The 14,136-nt window shown below is 61.4% G+C and carries 11 protein-coding genes and 1 pseudogene; 1 reads left to right on the top strand and 11 read right to left on the bottom strand.

What is annotated here, in order from left to right; genetic code table 11:
• Window positions 1-61: 61 nt before the first annotated feature.
• The 11 genes and pseudogenes from QA648_RS31105 to QA648_RS31055 form a co-directional block, all read right to left on the bottom strand.
• The gene (locus QA648_RS31105; protein ID WP_283052790.1) at window positions 62-1,150 is read right to left on the bottom strand and encodes an LLM class flavin-dependent oxidoreductase; all 1,089 of its coding nucleotides are present in this window, start codon (window positions 1,148-1,150) and stop codon (window positions 62-64) included.
• Complete coding sequence (locus QA648_RS31100; protein WP_283052788.1) at window positions 1,147-2,874, bottom strand: ABC transporter ATP-binding protein; 1,728 nt, start codon at window positions 2,872-2,874, stop codon at window positions 1,147-1,149. The genes QA648_RS31105 and QA648_RS31100 overlap by 4 nt, the downstream gene beginning before the upstream one ends.
• A complete protein-coding gene (locus tag QA648_RS31095) occupies window positions 2,853-3,701 on the bottom strand; it encodes an ABC transporter permease (protein ID WP_283052786.1) in 849 nt (282 codons plus the stop codon). The genes QA648_RS31100 and QA648_RS31095 overlap by 22 nt, the downstream gene beginning before the upstream one ends.
• Window positions 3,698-4,708 (bottom strand): ABC transporter permease, encoded by a 1,011-nt coding sequence (locus QA648_RS31090; protein ID WP_283052785.1) that lies wholly within the window; start codon window positions 4,706-4,708, stop codon window positions 3,698-3,700. Before QA648_RS31090 ends, QA648_RS31095 begins: the two co-directional genes overlap by 4 nt.
• A gap of 38 nt (window positions 4,709-4,746) precedes the next feature.
• Complete coding sequence (locus QA648_RS31085) at window positions 4,747-6,399, bottom strand: ABC transporter substrate-binding protein (RefSeq protein ID WP_283052783.1); 1,653 nt, start codon at window positions 6,397-6,399, stop codon at window positions 4,747-4,749.
• A 129-nt stretch (window positions 6,400-6,528) separates the two neighbouring features.
• On the bottom strand, window positions 6,529-8,865 hold the full coding sequence (locus QA648_RS31080) for a molybdopterin-dependent oxidoreductase (RefSeq protein WP_283052781.1): 2,337 nt from the start codon (window positions 8,863-8,865) through the stop codon (window positions 6,529-6,531).
• Between the two features lie 50 nt (window positions 8,866-8,915).
• Complete coding sequence (locus tag QA648_RS31075; RefSeq protein WP_283054317.1) at window positions 8,916-10,262, bottom strand: FAD-linked oxidase C-terminal domain-containing protein; 1,347 nt, start codon at window positions 10,260-10,262, stop codon at window positions 8,916-8,918.
• A gap of 115 nt (window positions 10,263-10,377) precedes the next feature.
• Complete coding sequence (locus QA648_RS31070; protein WP_283052779.1) at window positions 10,378-10,980, bottom strand: DsbA family protein; 603 nt, start codon at window positions 10,978-10,980, stop codon at window positions 10,378-10,380.
• Entirely contained in the window at window positions 10,977-11,561 is a 585-nt protein-coding gene (locus QA648_RS31065; RefSeq protein ID WP_283052777.1) for a TetR/AcrR family transcriptional regulator, read from the bottom strand. Before QA648_RS31065 ends, QA648_RS31070 begins: the two co-directional genes overlap by 4 nt.
• Window positions 11,562-11,613: 52 nt before the next feature.
• Complete coding sequence (locus tag QA648_RS31060) at window positions 11,614-12,642, bottom strand: 2-dehydropantoate 2-reductase N-terminal domain-containing protein (RefSeq protein WP_283052775.1); 1,029 nt, start codon at window positions 12,640-12,642, stop codon at window positions 11,614-11,616.
• 285 nt (window positions 12,643-12,927) lie between these two features.
• A pseudogene (locus tag QA648_RS31055) lies at window positions 12,928-13,071 on the bottom strand (ABC transporter ATP-binding protein); the annotation flags it as partial.
• 439 nt (window positions 13,072-13,510) lie between these two features.
• Here QA648_RS31055 and QA648_RS31050 point away from each other — a divergent pair.
• A complete protein-coding gene (locus tag QA648_RS31050; protein WP_283052773.1) occupies window positions 13,511-13,954 on the top strand; it encodes a threonine transporter in 444 nt (147 codons plus the stop codon).
• The last annotated feature ends 182 nt before the right edge of the window (window positions 13,955-14,136 follow it).

Here is a 14,136-nt window from a genome sequence, read left to right as displayed (position 1 = left end):
AGAAAATATTCCCTGCTGTCGCCGGTGGGCAGGGCCGCGCGACCCCAAGCCTGCTGCAACCTCATGGCGCCGCGGCAGGCGACCATCCGAGGATCGGAGCAACCGTCTGGGCCAGATCGGTCAATAGCCGCGCGTTTTCGGCAAGCCCGAAGGCCGGCGGCAGAAAGAGCACGAGCTCGTCTGCGGCGGCGAGCCCTGGATCATTGAATACCGCCTCGATCACCTGGTCGGGCGTGCCCTGGAAGACAGGCGAAATCAGGATGCCGGCCGGCTGGTTGGCCGGCTCGAGCGCACCTTTGGGCCGCGATGCTGCAATCCCTTTCGTGCGACGCTCGAGGTCATAGGCGGCGTATTTTTCCCGAAGCTCGGCAGTGGTGCCGACAAGGATGGAGGCTGCGACGGCCACAGGCGGCGGCTCCGTCGCCCATGTCTTGCGCCAGGTGGCACGAAAGATCTCGATGATCCGGGCCTGATACTGCCCGAACGTCTCGCCTTCGGTCTGGTCGTGCAGCACGGTTCCCGAGATGAGCCCGATACCGAGTTCGGCTGCCTGCACGGCCGAGCTCAGGCTGGCCGAACCTTGGCGAATGCGGGCACGGAGCGTCGGACTATGCGGCGTCACGCGCAGCTTGGCGCACTGCGGCGCGCCCTGGCCCGGCTCGACGACGGTGTGCAGGACGTCGCCTGCGATCGCGGAGAGGAAGCGCGTCTGGCGGCGTTTGGCCTCCGTGCGCGCGTCGGTGTCGACGGCGCCGAACACGGCATCGAATGCTCCGTTGGCGCCGGTCGAGATGGCGAGCTCCAGCCGGCCGTCGATCAGAAGGTCTGTCGTGCCTGCTGCCTCGGCGAGCAGGATGGGATCCTGGTAGCGCATCGGGATGACCGCCGATCCGAGTGTGATACGCCTCGTGTGCTGGCCGGCAGCGGCGAAAAACGGAAGCGGTGAAGACAGGTAATGGTCGAAGTGACGTTGATAGGCCCAGCCGGACTGGTAGCCCAGCTGTTCGGCGTGCTTGAACAGCGCGATCCCGTCACGTAAGCCCTGAGCCGGGCCGGCCTCGTCGTTGAACGACACTCTGGTGTTGAAACCCAGCCGCTGCTTCGGGCGGAACGATGCGGGGAGGGCGCCGGCGGGCACAGCGATGGTCATGCGATACGCTCCCCACGGAGAATGTGTCGGGGTTTTAGCTGTGGTACGTGGGGGGGACCGGCGATGCCGGACGGGATCGATTCCAGCAGCGATGCCGTATAGGGATGTTGCGGATTGTCGAAGATATCGATGACGGTTCCATGCTCAACGATGCTGCCCCGCTGCATCACCGAGACCGTGTGCGCCAGCTGACGGACAAGCGCCAGGTCATGAGATACGAACACATAGGTCAGACCCAGCCTGGCCTGGAGAGAGAGCAGCACTTCGACGATGTCGGCCTGCACGCTGACATCGAGAGCGGAGGTGGGTTCGTCCAGCACGATCACGTCGGGCTTGAGGACCAGCGACCGGGCGATTGCCACGCGCTGCCGCTGGCCGCCGGACAAGGCCCCTGGCTTGCGGTTAAGCAGGTGTTCGCCGAGTCCGACATTGGCGAGCGCCTCGCGGACTAGTGCGGCCCGCTCCTTGGGTGTTCCGATCTTGAACCGGTCGAGAGGCTCGCGCACCAGCTGCTCGACTTTCCAGGTCGGGTCGAGCGAGGTGAACGGGTTCTGGTAAACGAGCTGAAGATGCCGCCACACCGCACGCAGCGACTGGTGCGAGCGACCGGTGAGCTCTTCGCCGGCGACCGAGATGGTTCCCGTGTCGGGTTCGTCGAGCCCGAGCAGCAGCCGGATCGTCGTCGTCTTGCCCGAACCCGATTCACCGACCAGCGCATGCGTCGTGCCGGCCTGCACGGAGAAGGACACGGCGTTGACGGCAGTCAGTATCTTGCCGTCGACCGCGAAGCTCTTCGTGACGGCGCTGACCTCGATCTTCGGCGTCTTACCGGCCTCGCTCCTCAGCAAACGGAAGCCCGGATTGCGCAATCCGGCATAACGGTCGGGGTTAAGGGCTGGAACGTCGGCATGCAGCTTCTTCGCGTAGGCCGAGCTCGGCGAGGAGAAAACGGTCGCGGTGCGACCGGCCTCCTGCACGGTACCATCCTTGAGCACCACCAGCGTGTCTGCTCGCTCGGCTGCAATCGCCAAATCGTGGGTGATGAGGAGCAGGCTGATAGCCAGCTCGTGCTGCAATCGTGAGAGCAGGTCGAGAATTCGCTTCTGGATCGTGACGTCGAGCGCGGAAGTGGGCTCGTCCGCCACAAGCAGCAACGGCCGTGGGAGGACCGCAAGGCCGATCAGCACGCGCTGCAGCATGCCGCCGGACGATTGATGCGGATAGGAGTCGTAGACGCGTTGGGGATTGTCGAGCCCCACCTGGGCGAAGGTTTCCAGGATGAGCGCTTTGCGGATCGCCTTGTTGGGCTCGTCGATGAGCGCGGCCGCCTCCATCGCCTGGACACCGATCGTCCGCACGGGGTTGAGCGAGTTGCCGGGGTCCTGCGGGACGAAGCCGATTGCTCGTCCCCTGAGCGGCCGGAAACGAGACCCGGAGAGCCCCAGCACCTCCTGACCATCGAACTCGACGCGGCCTGTGGCGCCGCCGCCGTCGGGGAGCAACCGCAGTACCGCGCGGGCGATGGTCGATTTACCCGAGCCTGACTCTCCGATGAGAGCAAGGCTCTTGCCGCGGCCGAGCTTGAATCCGACGCCGGCAACGACCTGGTGCGGCCCGTAGGATACAGAGAGGTCGTCGACCCGCAGGAGGGGGACTGACCCGTGCGGTGGCGCGCTGGTCTCGGCGTGGGTGAAAGTGGCGGTCAGTCTGTCTTGCGGAGCCATCGGCTGATCCTGTTCACAGAGAGGACGGTCGCGATCGTGACGAAGGCGGGTGCGTAGACCAGCCATGGCCATTTGAGATAGTCCTTGCCGATCGAGATTAGCAGGCCCCAGTCGGAGGCCGGCGGCGGGTCGCCGTACCCGAGAAAGGCAAGGCTGGCGATCACCAGGATCGAGTCGCCGAACTGCAGCACGGCAAGCGGCAATACCGAGCGCGATGCGTTCGGCAGGACGTGGCGCCATAGGATGTGCCAGCGTGACCCGCCCAACAGAAAGGAAGATTCGACGAAGGTCGCCTGCCGCGTTTTGATGACCTCGGCGCGCATCACTCGGGCGAAAAGGGCCACAGCCGATACGCCCGTCGCGATGGCGGCGTTCGTGGTGTCGAAACCGATCGCGGTGACGACGATCACGGCAAGCAAGAATTTGGGGATTGCAAGCAACACGTCGACCAGACGGGCGAGAGTGGTGTCTACCCAGCCGCCGAAGAAGCCGGCCAGAAGACCGATGAGGCCACCTGCGACAATGCCTATGATCACAGCAATCAGTGCGCTCGCCACCGAGGAGGCCGTGCCATAGACAACGCGTGCGTAAAGATCGCGACCCAAGTGATCGGTGCCGAACCAGTGCGCCGCACTGGGGCCGAGCAGCTTCTGGGCAGGAACGCCGTTGACCGGGCTATAGCTCGTAAACAGGCTGGGGGCGAGTGACCAGGCAATCGCGAGCGTGACGACGGCGAAAGAGAGGACGACGACCGGTGGTACGCGTAGCGCAGTCAGCCGGCCGATCGCGGTGACGCGCGAGGGAGAGGAGAGGGAGGCGAGGGTCATGACGTCACCGCCTTGGAGATGTCGACGGAACCTTCGTCGGCTGTGGTTGGACGACGCCCGGGCGCGCCAAGGAGTTTTACGCGAGGGTCCAGCAGTGGGTAGGCAAGATCGGCGAGCAGGTTGACGACGACGAAGACCACGGCCGCCAGCGAGACGACCGCCTGAAGGACGGGCAGGTCCTGAGTACTCACCGACCGCTGCACCAAACTGCCGAGACCGGTGCGCCCAAAGACTGTCTCGGTGATCAGCGAGCCCCCGAGCAGCTCGCCGATCGTCAACGCGACGACGGTAACGACCGGGAGCGAAGACGGCTTCAGCAGATGCTTGACGAACAGGGGCAGCTGCCCGAGGCCGCGACCCCGCGCGACGGCGGCATATTCCTGCCTCGACTCATGATCGAGGTTGGCGATTAGCACTTCGGCGATTTGCGCGGAGATCGGGATGCCGAGAGCGATGGCTGCAAAAAGGGTCGCCCAGAAACTGTCGGGCTCGATCACGCGAAAGACCCCGAGCTGGAAGCCGAAAAGGTGAATAAGCACCAGGCCGATCACGAAGTTCGGCACCGACAGGAACAGCGACGGGAAGCCTCGCAGCAGGCCCTGGCCATACCGTTTCGGCAGAAACTGTGTGCCATAGGCGATCACCGCCGCCAGCAGTAGTGCGACGATGAGGCCTGCAGAAGCAAGAACCAGCGTCGATGGGAGCACTTCGGCGATCAGGGTTGTCACGGGGCGGTTGGTCCGCATCGACAGGCCGAGATCGCCGGTCACGAAGCCGGAAAAGGATGTCCAAAGCTGGACCGGGATCGGCTTATCCAGGCCCTGGGCGGCGATGATCTCCTTGATCTCCTCCTGCGTGAACCCGTTCTGGGGGTTGTTCAGCACGTTGGTGATCGGATCGCCGGGCAGGATGCTGACGACGACGAAGGTGAAGACATAAGCCAGCAGGATCACGACGATCGCCTGCACGAGGCGTTTTGCGGCGTAGTTCAGGTAGGCTTTGCTCATGCCTGTCACCTTCTCGCGTTGTTCGGTCGAATTGCGGATTATTTGCTCTTCGTCGCCGTGTAGTAGCTGGCATAGGCGACACCGTTGTAGACCACGCCCGTCAGCTTGGGAGACTGCGCATAGATCCGCTGAACGATCTGCGTACGCGGAATGAAGTAGCCCTGGTCGAGGACGTATTTCTGCAGTTCGTCAAGGAGCGGTTTGCGGCTTTCGATGGAGCCGGCGCTGGCGATCTTGTCGCGGAGATCGTTGAGGGTCTTGTCGCTTTCGTCGAGGGCGAACCAGTTCTCGCCATTGTTGGCGTTCGTCAGGATGCTGGCAACGGTGCCGGCGTCGATGAAGCTGCGTGTCACCTCGTAGGCCGGCACCGCCGCACCGCCGTACTTCACCTTCTGGCCGTATGTCACGACGTCATAGGCTCGGATATCGACTTTCCAGCCGATCTTGGCGAGTTGCTGGGCGATCAGTTCGTCGATCGATTTCGAGGTTGCGAGGTAGGGGTTGGAATTAAGCGTCAGCGACAGTTGCTTGCCGTCCTTCGCGCGAATTCCGTCTGCGCCCTTGATCCAGCCCGCCTCGTCGAGAAGCTTCTCGGCCTTGTCGGGACTGTAGGCCAATAGGGCGCTTTGGTCTGTGGCTCCCGGCACGTTGCTCTGGATGAAGGATGTCGCGAGCTTCCAGTCCGGTGTGTAGACGGTGTCGATGATTTCCTGGCGATTGATGCCGGCCTGAAGGGCCTGGCGCACCTTCACGTCATCGTATGGTGCGAGTTTGGTATTAATCGCCCAGCCGTTGACGAAACCGAGATAGCGGGGCGTCGCGATGGTGAAGCCGTCTGCCTTGAGAGACTCCAGCTCCTGCGGCGAGGCGTTGTAGGCGACGTCGGCCTGTCCGGATTGGACGGCGGCAACGCGCAGCGACGGCTCTGACACCAGCTTGTAAGTGATGGTATCCAGATAGGCCGGACCGGTATGACCAACCGCCGCAGGCCCCCAGTTGTAATCCTTGCGCTTGGTGAGTTTGACGAAATCGCCCTCCTTCCAGGAATCGACCACGTAAGGGCCGCTGCCGGAAGTCTTGCTCAGGTCGGCCTGCTGTGAAGCAGGCTGCGCAATGGTTTTCGGGGAAATCAGGATCGAGCCGTGATAGCCGAGCGTCGGGATAAAGCCAAGCGTCGGTTTCTTGAAGAAGACTTTGACCGTGGTCGGGTCGACCGCCTCGGCGTGGTCGTAGGTTTTGGGGAAGAGACCGATCGGGTTGATGCCTTCGCTCTTGCGCCCCGCGTACCAGATATCGAGATTGGCGACGACCGCCACCGCATCGAGCGGCGAACCATCGGAGAACGTCACACCGCTTTTCAGATGAAGCGTGAACTCGGTGGCTTCATTATTCTGCTCCCAGCGCTCGGCCAGCCAGGGGCTGACTTTGCCCTCGGCATCGACGTAGAGGAGCTTGTCGGTCACATGGCCCCAGATGTGGCCCTGGAAGCTGGAGATCGCGCTGTTGTTCGGAATCCATGTGTCGCCGAGCGAGTCGATCAGGAAGGTGATGTCCCCGCCCTCGCGCGGGCTATCGGCAGCCTGGGCCGGAGTGAGACCCTTCGTTGCGAGCAGAACGGCGGCCGCCGCCGCGGATGTCGTGATCAGCAGACTGCGCCTGGAAAGGGAGAGCAAGGTAGAGCGTTCGGCCATGAAAGGTCCCTGGGTTTAAGAGAAGATCATGGCGATAGCCTAACAGGGCGGCTTCAGGGAGAAAGACCAGTTGTTCTTTTTCTACTAAAATTATGGATTATTTTCCCGTGGTTCTCGACGGTGTTAGGATCAGCTTTTCGAGGGAATTTCGATGGCCGGATTTGTCGGGGATTTTCCGAACTTCATCGCCTCGAAAATCTGCACCGGCGGCAGTTCTCTTTCGAGGCGTTCAACCTCCACCCTGGTGATCTGTCCGGTGGAGCCCTGGGCCAATCGGGATGTCCCGACATCGCGCGTGAGAACATTCGGGTTCCCGTGCACGCACATGGCTTTCTCTGCCGTCGGGTCGTCCGGTTCGAACCATGCGCCCGTTGCGAGCTGCATCACGCCCTTTCGCACGTCCTCGCTCAACCGAGCCGCGGCAAGGCAGCTGCCTCGCGCGTTGAAAAGTCGCACGATATCGCCGTCCGTAATGCCGCGCGCGGCCGCGTCAACCGGGTTGATGCGAACCGGCTCCCGGCCCTTGATTTTGGTCGAGCGGCTGAAATCGCCGTAGTCCAGCTGGCTGTGCAGGCGCTGATGCGGCTGGTTGCAAACCAGGTGCAGCGGATAGTCGTTTTCGCCTGTTTCCATTTCTCGCCCGGGTGGATACCACAGCGGATGGCCGCCGCAGTCGTCGTAGCCAAAGTCTTCGATCGTCTGCGAGAAGATTTCGATCTTTCCCGATGGCGTATGCAGCGGAGACGCCATCGGGTCCCTGCGGAAGGCGCGCGCCGGTCCGCCATCGTCGGGCTTGAGCGGGAGGCGAAGTTCGCCTCGTTCCCAAAACGTTTCGAAAGCGGGTGCATCATGGCCGCCGGCCGCGAGCGCCTTCCGTGTGGTCTCGAACAGGAAGGCAAGCCATTCCCGGCCGGATCGGTTCTCGGTAAATTCCGCGTGTTTCCCAAGACGGCGGGCTATCGCGGCAAAAATCTCGTAATCGTCCCGGGCCTCACCGACCGGCTCGATCAGCTTCTTCATTGCGATCATGAGCTCGTCGCGGTCTGCCGCGCCGATATCGTCACGTTCGAGTGTCGTCGTTGCAGGCAGAACGATGTCCGCATGACGGGCGGTCGAGGTCCAGGCTGTCTCGTGAACGATGATCGTTTCGGGCCGTCTGAAGGCCGCCCGCAGCCTATTGATATCCTGATGATGGTGAAAGGGATTGCCACCTGCCCAATAGACGAGCCGGATGTCGGGATAACGCAACGCTTGGCCGTTGTAATGGAACTCCTCGCCCGGATTGAGGAGCATGTCGGCGATACGGGCGACGGGGATGAAGTCTGTCACGGGGTTCTTGAATTGCCCGAGCGTCGGCAGCGGCGCCGCCAATTGCTGCTTGCCGATATTGCCGAGCGCGCCGAGGGAATAGGAGAAGCCGCCGCCATCCAATCCGATCTGCCCGAGCATTGCGGCGAGCACGATCCCCATCCAGACCGGCTGCTCGCCATGATCGGCGCGCTGGAGCGAATGACTAACGGTGATCAATGTCCTCGTGGCGGCCATGGCGCGTGCCAGAGCTTTAATGACATCTGGGCCGATGCCGCAGATACCTGCAGCCCATTCGGCGCTCTTCGGCAATCCGTCGGCACGGCCGAGCAGATAATCCTCGAACCGCGCGTAGCCCACCGTATAGCGATCGAGGAATGGGCGGTCATGCAGCCCTTCACCGGCAAGCACATGCGCGAGCCCAAGCATCAGCGCCACGTCGGTTCCGGGCACGATCGGCAGCCATTCAGCGTTCAACTCAACGGGAAAATCGTCTTTTAGCGGGCTGACGAGCACGAAGCGGGCGCCGCGCGCGCTGGCGCCAGTGAGCTTCTGCCGGACGATATGCGTACTGATGCCTCCGCCGTGCACGTCCGCATTCTTGATCGCCATCCCGCCGAAGGCGACGACCAATCCACTGTTTCGCTCGATGGCATCCCAAGTGACGCTCTTGCGGTCGAACTGGTCATATGGTCCAAGGACATGTGGGATGATGACCATGGCGGCGCCGGAACTGTATGTGTTGACGGATCGCACATATCCGCCCAGCACATTCAAGAAGCGGTGAATTTGACTTTGCGCATGATGGAATCGTCCGGCACTCGACCAGCCGTAGGAACCACCGAACACGGCACGAGGCCCGAAATCGCCGTAAACGCGCTGAAGCTCTTTCGCGACGAACTCCTCCGCCTCGGGCCAGCCGACCTCCAGATAGTCGTCCGCTCCGCGTCTCTGCGCGTGACCAGGCTCGCCCTCCAGCCAGCCGCGCCGGATCGCCGGGCGCCTGATACGAGCCGGGCTATCGGCAGTCGCCGGAAGGTTGCCCAGCAATGGCGAGGGATGCGGATCGCCCGGATGCGGCCGGATTTCGAGCTTGCCTTTTTCGTATCGGCCGGAAAACGCGCCCCAATGGGAGCTGTGGGTCTTGAACGGGTTCATCTCGGGGCGTCCTCGGCGATCGATGCGTTTTCATAGGAGGCTGACCAGACCTAACTCGGCAGGGTCTTTCCCGGGTTCATGATGCCGGCGGGGTCGATCGCATTCTTGATGAGGATCATGAGATCCACGGCATCGCCGTGCTCCTGGCGCAGATAGCCGATCTTGCCCGTGCCGACGCCATGTTCGCCAGTCGATGTGCCCCCGACCGAAATTGCATACCCGACCATCGTCTTGTTGATCGCCGCAACCTCGTCCAGTTCCGCCTGGTTCGCCGGATCGACGGCGAAGACGACATGGTAGTTGCCGTCGCCGACATGGCCGAGAATGGCGGCGGGCACGCTGCAGCCGCGCAGCAGTTCCCGTGTCCTGAGAATGCAGTTGCTCAACTGGGAGACCGGAACGCACACGTCGGACGACCAGCCCTTGGCGTTCGGCCGCTGTGACACGACGGCGTAGAACGCATTGTGGCGCGCCTTCCATAGCCGGTTGCGCTCCTCGGCTGCATTTGCCCACTCGAAGTCCTTGCCGCCCTTATGCTCCACGATGGCGGCGACCATCTCGACCTGTTCCTGAACGCTTGCCGGCGAGCCATGAAACTCGAAGGCAAGCGTATCCTCGATCTTCAGGGAAAGGTTGGAATAGGCATTGACGGCCGAGATCAGGCCACGGTCCATCAACTCCATGCGGGCGACGGGAATGCCGAGCTGCACGACGGCGATCGCCGCGGCAACTGCCTGTTCGACGCTTTCGAACGAGCAGAGCGCAGCTGAAATCGTTTCGGGGATTCCGTAGAGCCTGAGCGTCACTTCGGTGATGATCCCGAGCGTGCCTTCCGAGCCGACGAAGAGCCGCGTCAGGTCATATCCGGCCGACGATTTTCGTGCTCTGCCTCCCGTCTGGATGATCTGGCCGCTCGGAAGGACGACGGTGAGCCCAAGCACGTTCTCCCGCATCGTGCCGTAGCGAACGGCATTGGTGCCCGATGCCCGGGTGGAGGCCATCCCGCCGATCGAGGCATTGGCGCCCGGATCGATCGGAAAGAACAGGCCTGTGTCGCGCAGATGGGTATTCAACTCCTCGCGCGTGACGCCCGCCTGGACTGTGCAATCGAGATCCTCGGTGCCGACGCGGATGATTTTCGACATGCGTGAGAGGTCGATCGACACACCGCCGCGCACCGCCGTCAGATGGCCTTCCAGCGAAGTCCCGGCGCCAAACGCGATGACCGGAACGCCTTCGGCTGCGCAAAGGCGGACAATTTCGGCCACCTCTTCGGTGGTCTCCGCAAAGACGACGGCATCTGGAACTGCCGGCGCATGATGGGATTCGCCGCGGCCATGCTGTTCACGCAGGATTTGCGATGTCGAAAACCGATCCCCGAAACGGCTGCTCAGCATCGCCAGCCATTCGGTCGAGACGAAGTAACGGGGCAGGGAAAGCGACATAGCAAACTCCGGAAGAATCGTCTGGAAGCCTTTGAAGGCCACCTGCCGCGCAGGTGTCGGGACGGAATCAGGCGACCAGCTTCGCACCCTTAAGATGCCGTTCGAGGAAAGGCAGGCTGTCCTGTCCCCAATAAAGCTCGTTTTCATAGCGGAAGGTCGGAAGCCCGAAGACGCCCGATGTTTTGGCCGTCTCGTAATTGGCCTTCCAGATTGCCTGCACTGCGTCGCTCTGGCCCTGCTCGTCGAGTGCCGCGCCGTCAAAGCCGGCGGCATCTGCGAGCGCCCGGCGAACCTCGGCGTTGCCGATGTCTTCGCCGCGTCCCCAGAAAGCCTGCTGAAGGGCCTGTGTCAGTCGCAGCCAGTGAGCGCCGTTTTCGATAGCAGCAATGATCATGAAGCCGGCCGGCGTCGGGTCCGAAAGGGCGGCGCGGTTTTCGAAGCTGAGCACCTTGCCGCGCACGGCGGCCCATCGCTTCAGGTCCTTCATCCAGTAAGCGCGGCGGGCCTCCGGTCGATTGCGGGAATAGATCGCACCGTTATCCTCGATGAGCGGAATGAGATAGGGGCGGATATTTGCGCCGTGTTCACGAGCCAGTTCGGCAAACGGCTCAAGACCGATGAAGGCCCATGGCGAGCCGATGCCGAAGAAGTAATCGATGGTCTTTGTCATGTTCTGCTCTTTTTTGAAGGCTTGGTTGAGTGGATCGCCGCGTCGAACACGGAAAGTGCGCAGTCGCGGGCAACGAGTACCGACTGCGGATCGCGGCCGACCGCCACGGTAGCAAGTGCCCCTTCATAGAGAAGGGAGAGATGAGCTGCTGCGTGATCCGGACGACCGCCTGTTCTCGACATGATGGCGGCGAATATGTCTTTCACCATGGCCTTGTGCGTTCGCGCCACGGACACGACGCGTTCGGAATCGCCGTGTTCGGCGACCGCAAGAGCAAAGGCGCAGCCGCGGAACTCTGGGCTGTCGGCTTTTTCGTGCAGCCGTTCGAAAATCACCTTGATCTGATCGCGTGGATCGCTCGTCGCTTCAAGGACGTCCTGCAGCGAGCGAATGACACGATCGTGGCGATCCTGGAGATAAGCGGCGACGAGGTGATCTTTGGATGGGAAGTGCCGATATAATGTCGCCTTGGCGACCTTCGTTTCTTCGATGATACGATCGATCCCGACGGCTCGGATGCCCTCTTTATAAAAAAGCGCGCCGGCCGCGACAAGGATATGATCTGATATGGCTTCTCTCATGGGGTGCTTCAGGTTGAGGGGTTTCATTGTTGCGGGATTAGCAGGCAGTTGATCACGCGGTCTCGACGAGGCCGGCGTCAATGTCTTGGCGAGATCTGTCGACAAGCGAGCGGATTGCGTCAAGCGGCATTGGGTTTGAAAAGCCGCCTTGATGCGCCAATCGGCCGGCAAGTGTTTGAACCGCCTCATTATAAGGTGTCGGAATATTATGGAGGCGACCAAGCAGAACGATTTCGCCGTTCAGAAAATCGACCTCGCTCGAGGTGCCGCGCGTAAAGCTTTGCCACGTCGATTGCTGGCCGGCCGCTATGCCGCTGTTCTGTGCTACCCGCCAACCTGAAATATCGATGGTTCGCTCAGACGGGGAAGCCAGATGGTACCCGGCAGCTTCGAGAGCCTGGCGAGCCTCATTCACCAATGCCTCGCCGATCAAACCCCGCAAATCCGCAGGTCCGTTGAACAGTTCCAGCACGTTTCGGACGTTGTGAAGGAGTTTGGCCGATTTCCAACGGCGGATATCGGCACTGGTTTCCGCAAGATATCCTGCGCGGTTCAGGTCTGCGGCAATGCGTTCGCTCGTTTCGTCATGCCCTTGCGGGAAACGCCCGACTGTGATCACACCGACCTCAGGATCGCCGCCCGCAACGACCTTGCCAATCTCCGTAAACCGTGCCGGCGTCAGGATGCTCGCCCCATAAACCCGCGCAAAGGTTCTGAGCGCAAACGCTTCCGTGGCCAAACCATTCTGGAAGGTGACGAGGGGGAGACGTGCCGCCGTTGCGTTCGCCACTTCCGATACAGGCCGCCATGACCAGAAGGCTAAGGCGCTGGACGCGTCCTGCGACTTCACCGTCAGCAAAAGGACATCGTTTGCTGTCAACTCGGGTGGATCGGCCACATCGAAGGCGTTCAGCCTGACCTGCCGCGTACCGGATGGGCGCCGGTAGCTCAAGCCGTGCTTCTTCACATGGTCGATCTGCGCGCCCCGTCCAACCAATGCATAGCCGATATCGGCAAGCTCGAACTGCGCAGCCAAGCTTGCACCGACCGCTCCCGCTCCAATGATGATATACCGGCTCATGTCCGCTTTGCCTCAGGACCTAGATTGCTTCGACCGCAACAGTCCGCATGCGCTGTCCTGCTGGATGGTGCAGGAAATCTAGATTACGGCCATGTTCCGAGAAAGACAGGTCATTCTTTTTCTACGAAATTAGTAGAAAATAGTTCGCCTATCGGGCCATTTGTGACGGAGCCGTGCTCAGCGGAGGCTCCGTCACCATAATAATCCAAAGCTCTTCATATGGTAGGAAATTGGAGCGTAATAGTCATCTCGAGTCAGCAGACTATCGTCAGACACATGCGGCAATCATATACCCCTTCCCAACACGAGCGGCGTTAGGCGGGGCAGGGTGTCGGTGCTTCCGTGTTCATAAAGCAGTTCGAGGCAATGGCGCTTCAGCCGCGAGAATTCGTGCGACGCGACGATATCGGTCGAACGCGGCCGTGGGAATGCGCTCACCTCACCCCTTTTATTACGAACGAGCCAGGCCTGATTACCGAGAAGCTTGATGCCGCTCTCCCGATCCTGCGCATAGAAGACGCGGATAACCGATCGCCTGTTGGTGAGATGGATCGAACGCATCATTTCGCCGACGCCTGTACCTCCCCCTGGATCGACCACAAGCTCGTCGATCGCAACGAGCAGAACGACTCTCTTGTGGTTGAAGACCGGGCAACCTCCAGACTCTCTGGCAGGACGGGTGCTTGACATGCATCAAGTGTGATAGCGAGTAAAGCTTGTAAACAGGCTGCGTTTCAACCTCCTAGTCGCTTCTATGGTCACCCTATCGTTTGTTCTGACGTCCAACATCATTTTGCTCTCGCCGGGTCCCACCAACACGGTTCTCGCTGCGTGCGGCGCCTCCTTCGGATTGCGACGAGCGGCCATCATGCCCCTCGCAGAAGCGATGGGGTATATCGTCGCGGTGTCAGTGTTTGTGACACTCGCGGATTCGGTTCGTGGTAATGCTGTGGCTTTTGCCACGATAAAGCTGACGGCAGCGGGCTGGCTGCTTTATTCGGCTGTCAAACTCTGGAGGATGTCGTTCTGCACGGATGCTCGGTCGGTGCGGGAAGTGTTTATTCGAGTCTTCCTGACCACGCTGGTCAATCCAAAGGCGATGCTGGTCGGTACCGTTCTCATTCCTGTAGGTGCGGTTCATCTGGAGATTTGGGTATTGACCTATGTGCTTCTTTCGACGCTTGCCGGTTTGGGATGGGTCGCATTCGGGGCAAACCTGCCGTTCGGTGTACGTCGCCACACGTACAAACTCGCATCGCTGGTATTGGGCGGATTTTCGCTGGCGGCGGTTGCGAGTGCGTTGTCGATCTGAACTTCGCGCGGCCTGAAGGCGGGGCTATTGGGGTCGAATTGCCCGAGCGAGCGAGAAAGCAGCCTCTCCATCGACGACCGGCGTTGGTGGCGCGTATGATATGAGACCGTGCAATATGTCATGCCAGCCACGTGCGCACCACGTTCTGCGCCTGTGGTCGCCGACGGTCGAAAGCTGAAATA

This window comes from Rhizobium sp. CB3171, assembly GCF_029714265.1.
GTDB lineage: Bacteria > Pseudomonadota > Alphaproteobacteria > Rhizobiales > Rhizobiaceae > Rhizobium.
Note: the sequence above shows the minus strand (reverse complement) of the source record. Positions and strands in the feature narration are given on the sequence as shown.

Bases quoted from the DNA above. Each gene is read 5' to 3' on its own strand.
- QA648_RS31085 (WP_283052783.1), bottom strand. From the start codon at position 6,399: ATGGCCGAACGCTCTACCTTGCTCTCCCTTTCCAGGCGCAGTCTGCTG.
- QA648_RS31075 (WP_283054317.1), bottom strand. From the start codon at position 10,262: ATGCTGAGCAGCCGTTTCGGGGATCGGTTTTCGACATCGCAAATCCTG.
- QA648_RS31065 (WP_283052777.1), bottom strand. From the start codon at position 11,561: ATGAGAGAAGCCATATCAGATCATATCCTTGTCGCGGCCGGCGCGCTT.
- QA648_RS31090 (WP_283052785.1), bottom strand. From the start codon at position 4,708: ATGAGCAAAGCCTACCTGAACTACGCCGCAAAACGCCTCGTGCAGGCG.
- QA648_RS31100 (WP_283052788.1), bottom strand. From the start codon at position 2,874: ATGGCTCCGCAAGACAGACTGACCGCCACTTTCACCCACGCCGAGACC.
- QA648_RS31070 (WP_283052779.1), bottom strand. From the start codon at position 10,980: ATGACAAAGACCATCGATTACTTCTTCGGCATCGGCTCGCCATGGGCC.
- QA648_RS31080 (WP_283052781.1), bottom strand. From the start codon at position 8,865: ATGAACCCGTTCAAGACCCACAGCTCCCATTGGGGCGCGTTTTCCGGC.
- QA648_RS31105 (WP_283052790.1), bottom strand. From the start codon at position 1,150: ATGACCATCGCTGTGCCCGCCGGCGCCCTCCCCGCATCGTTCCGCCCG.
- QA648_RS31050 (WP_283052773.1), top strand. From the start codon at position 13,511: ATGCCCCTCGCAGAAGCGATGGGGTATATCGTCGCGGTGTCAGTGTTT.
- QA648_RS31095 (WP_283052786.1), bottom strand. From the start codon at position 3,701: ATGACCCTCGCCTCCCTCTCCTCTCCCTCGCGCGTCACCGCGATCGGC.
- QA648_RS31060 (WP_283052775.1), bottom strand. From the start codon at position 12,642: ATGAGCCGGTATATCATCATTGGAGCGGGAGCGGTCGGTGCAAGCTTG.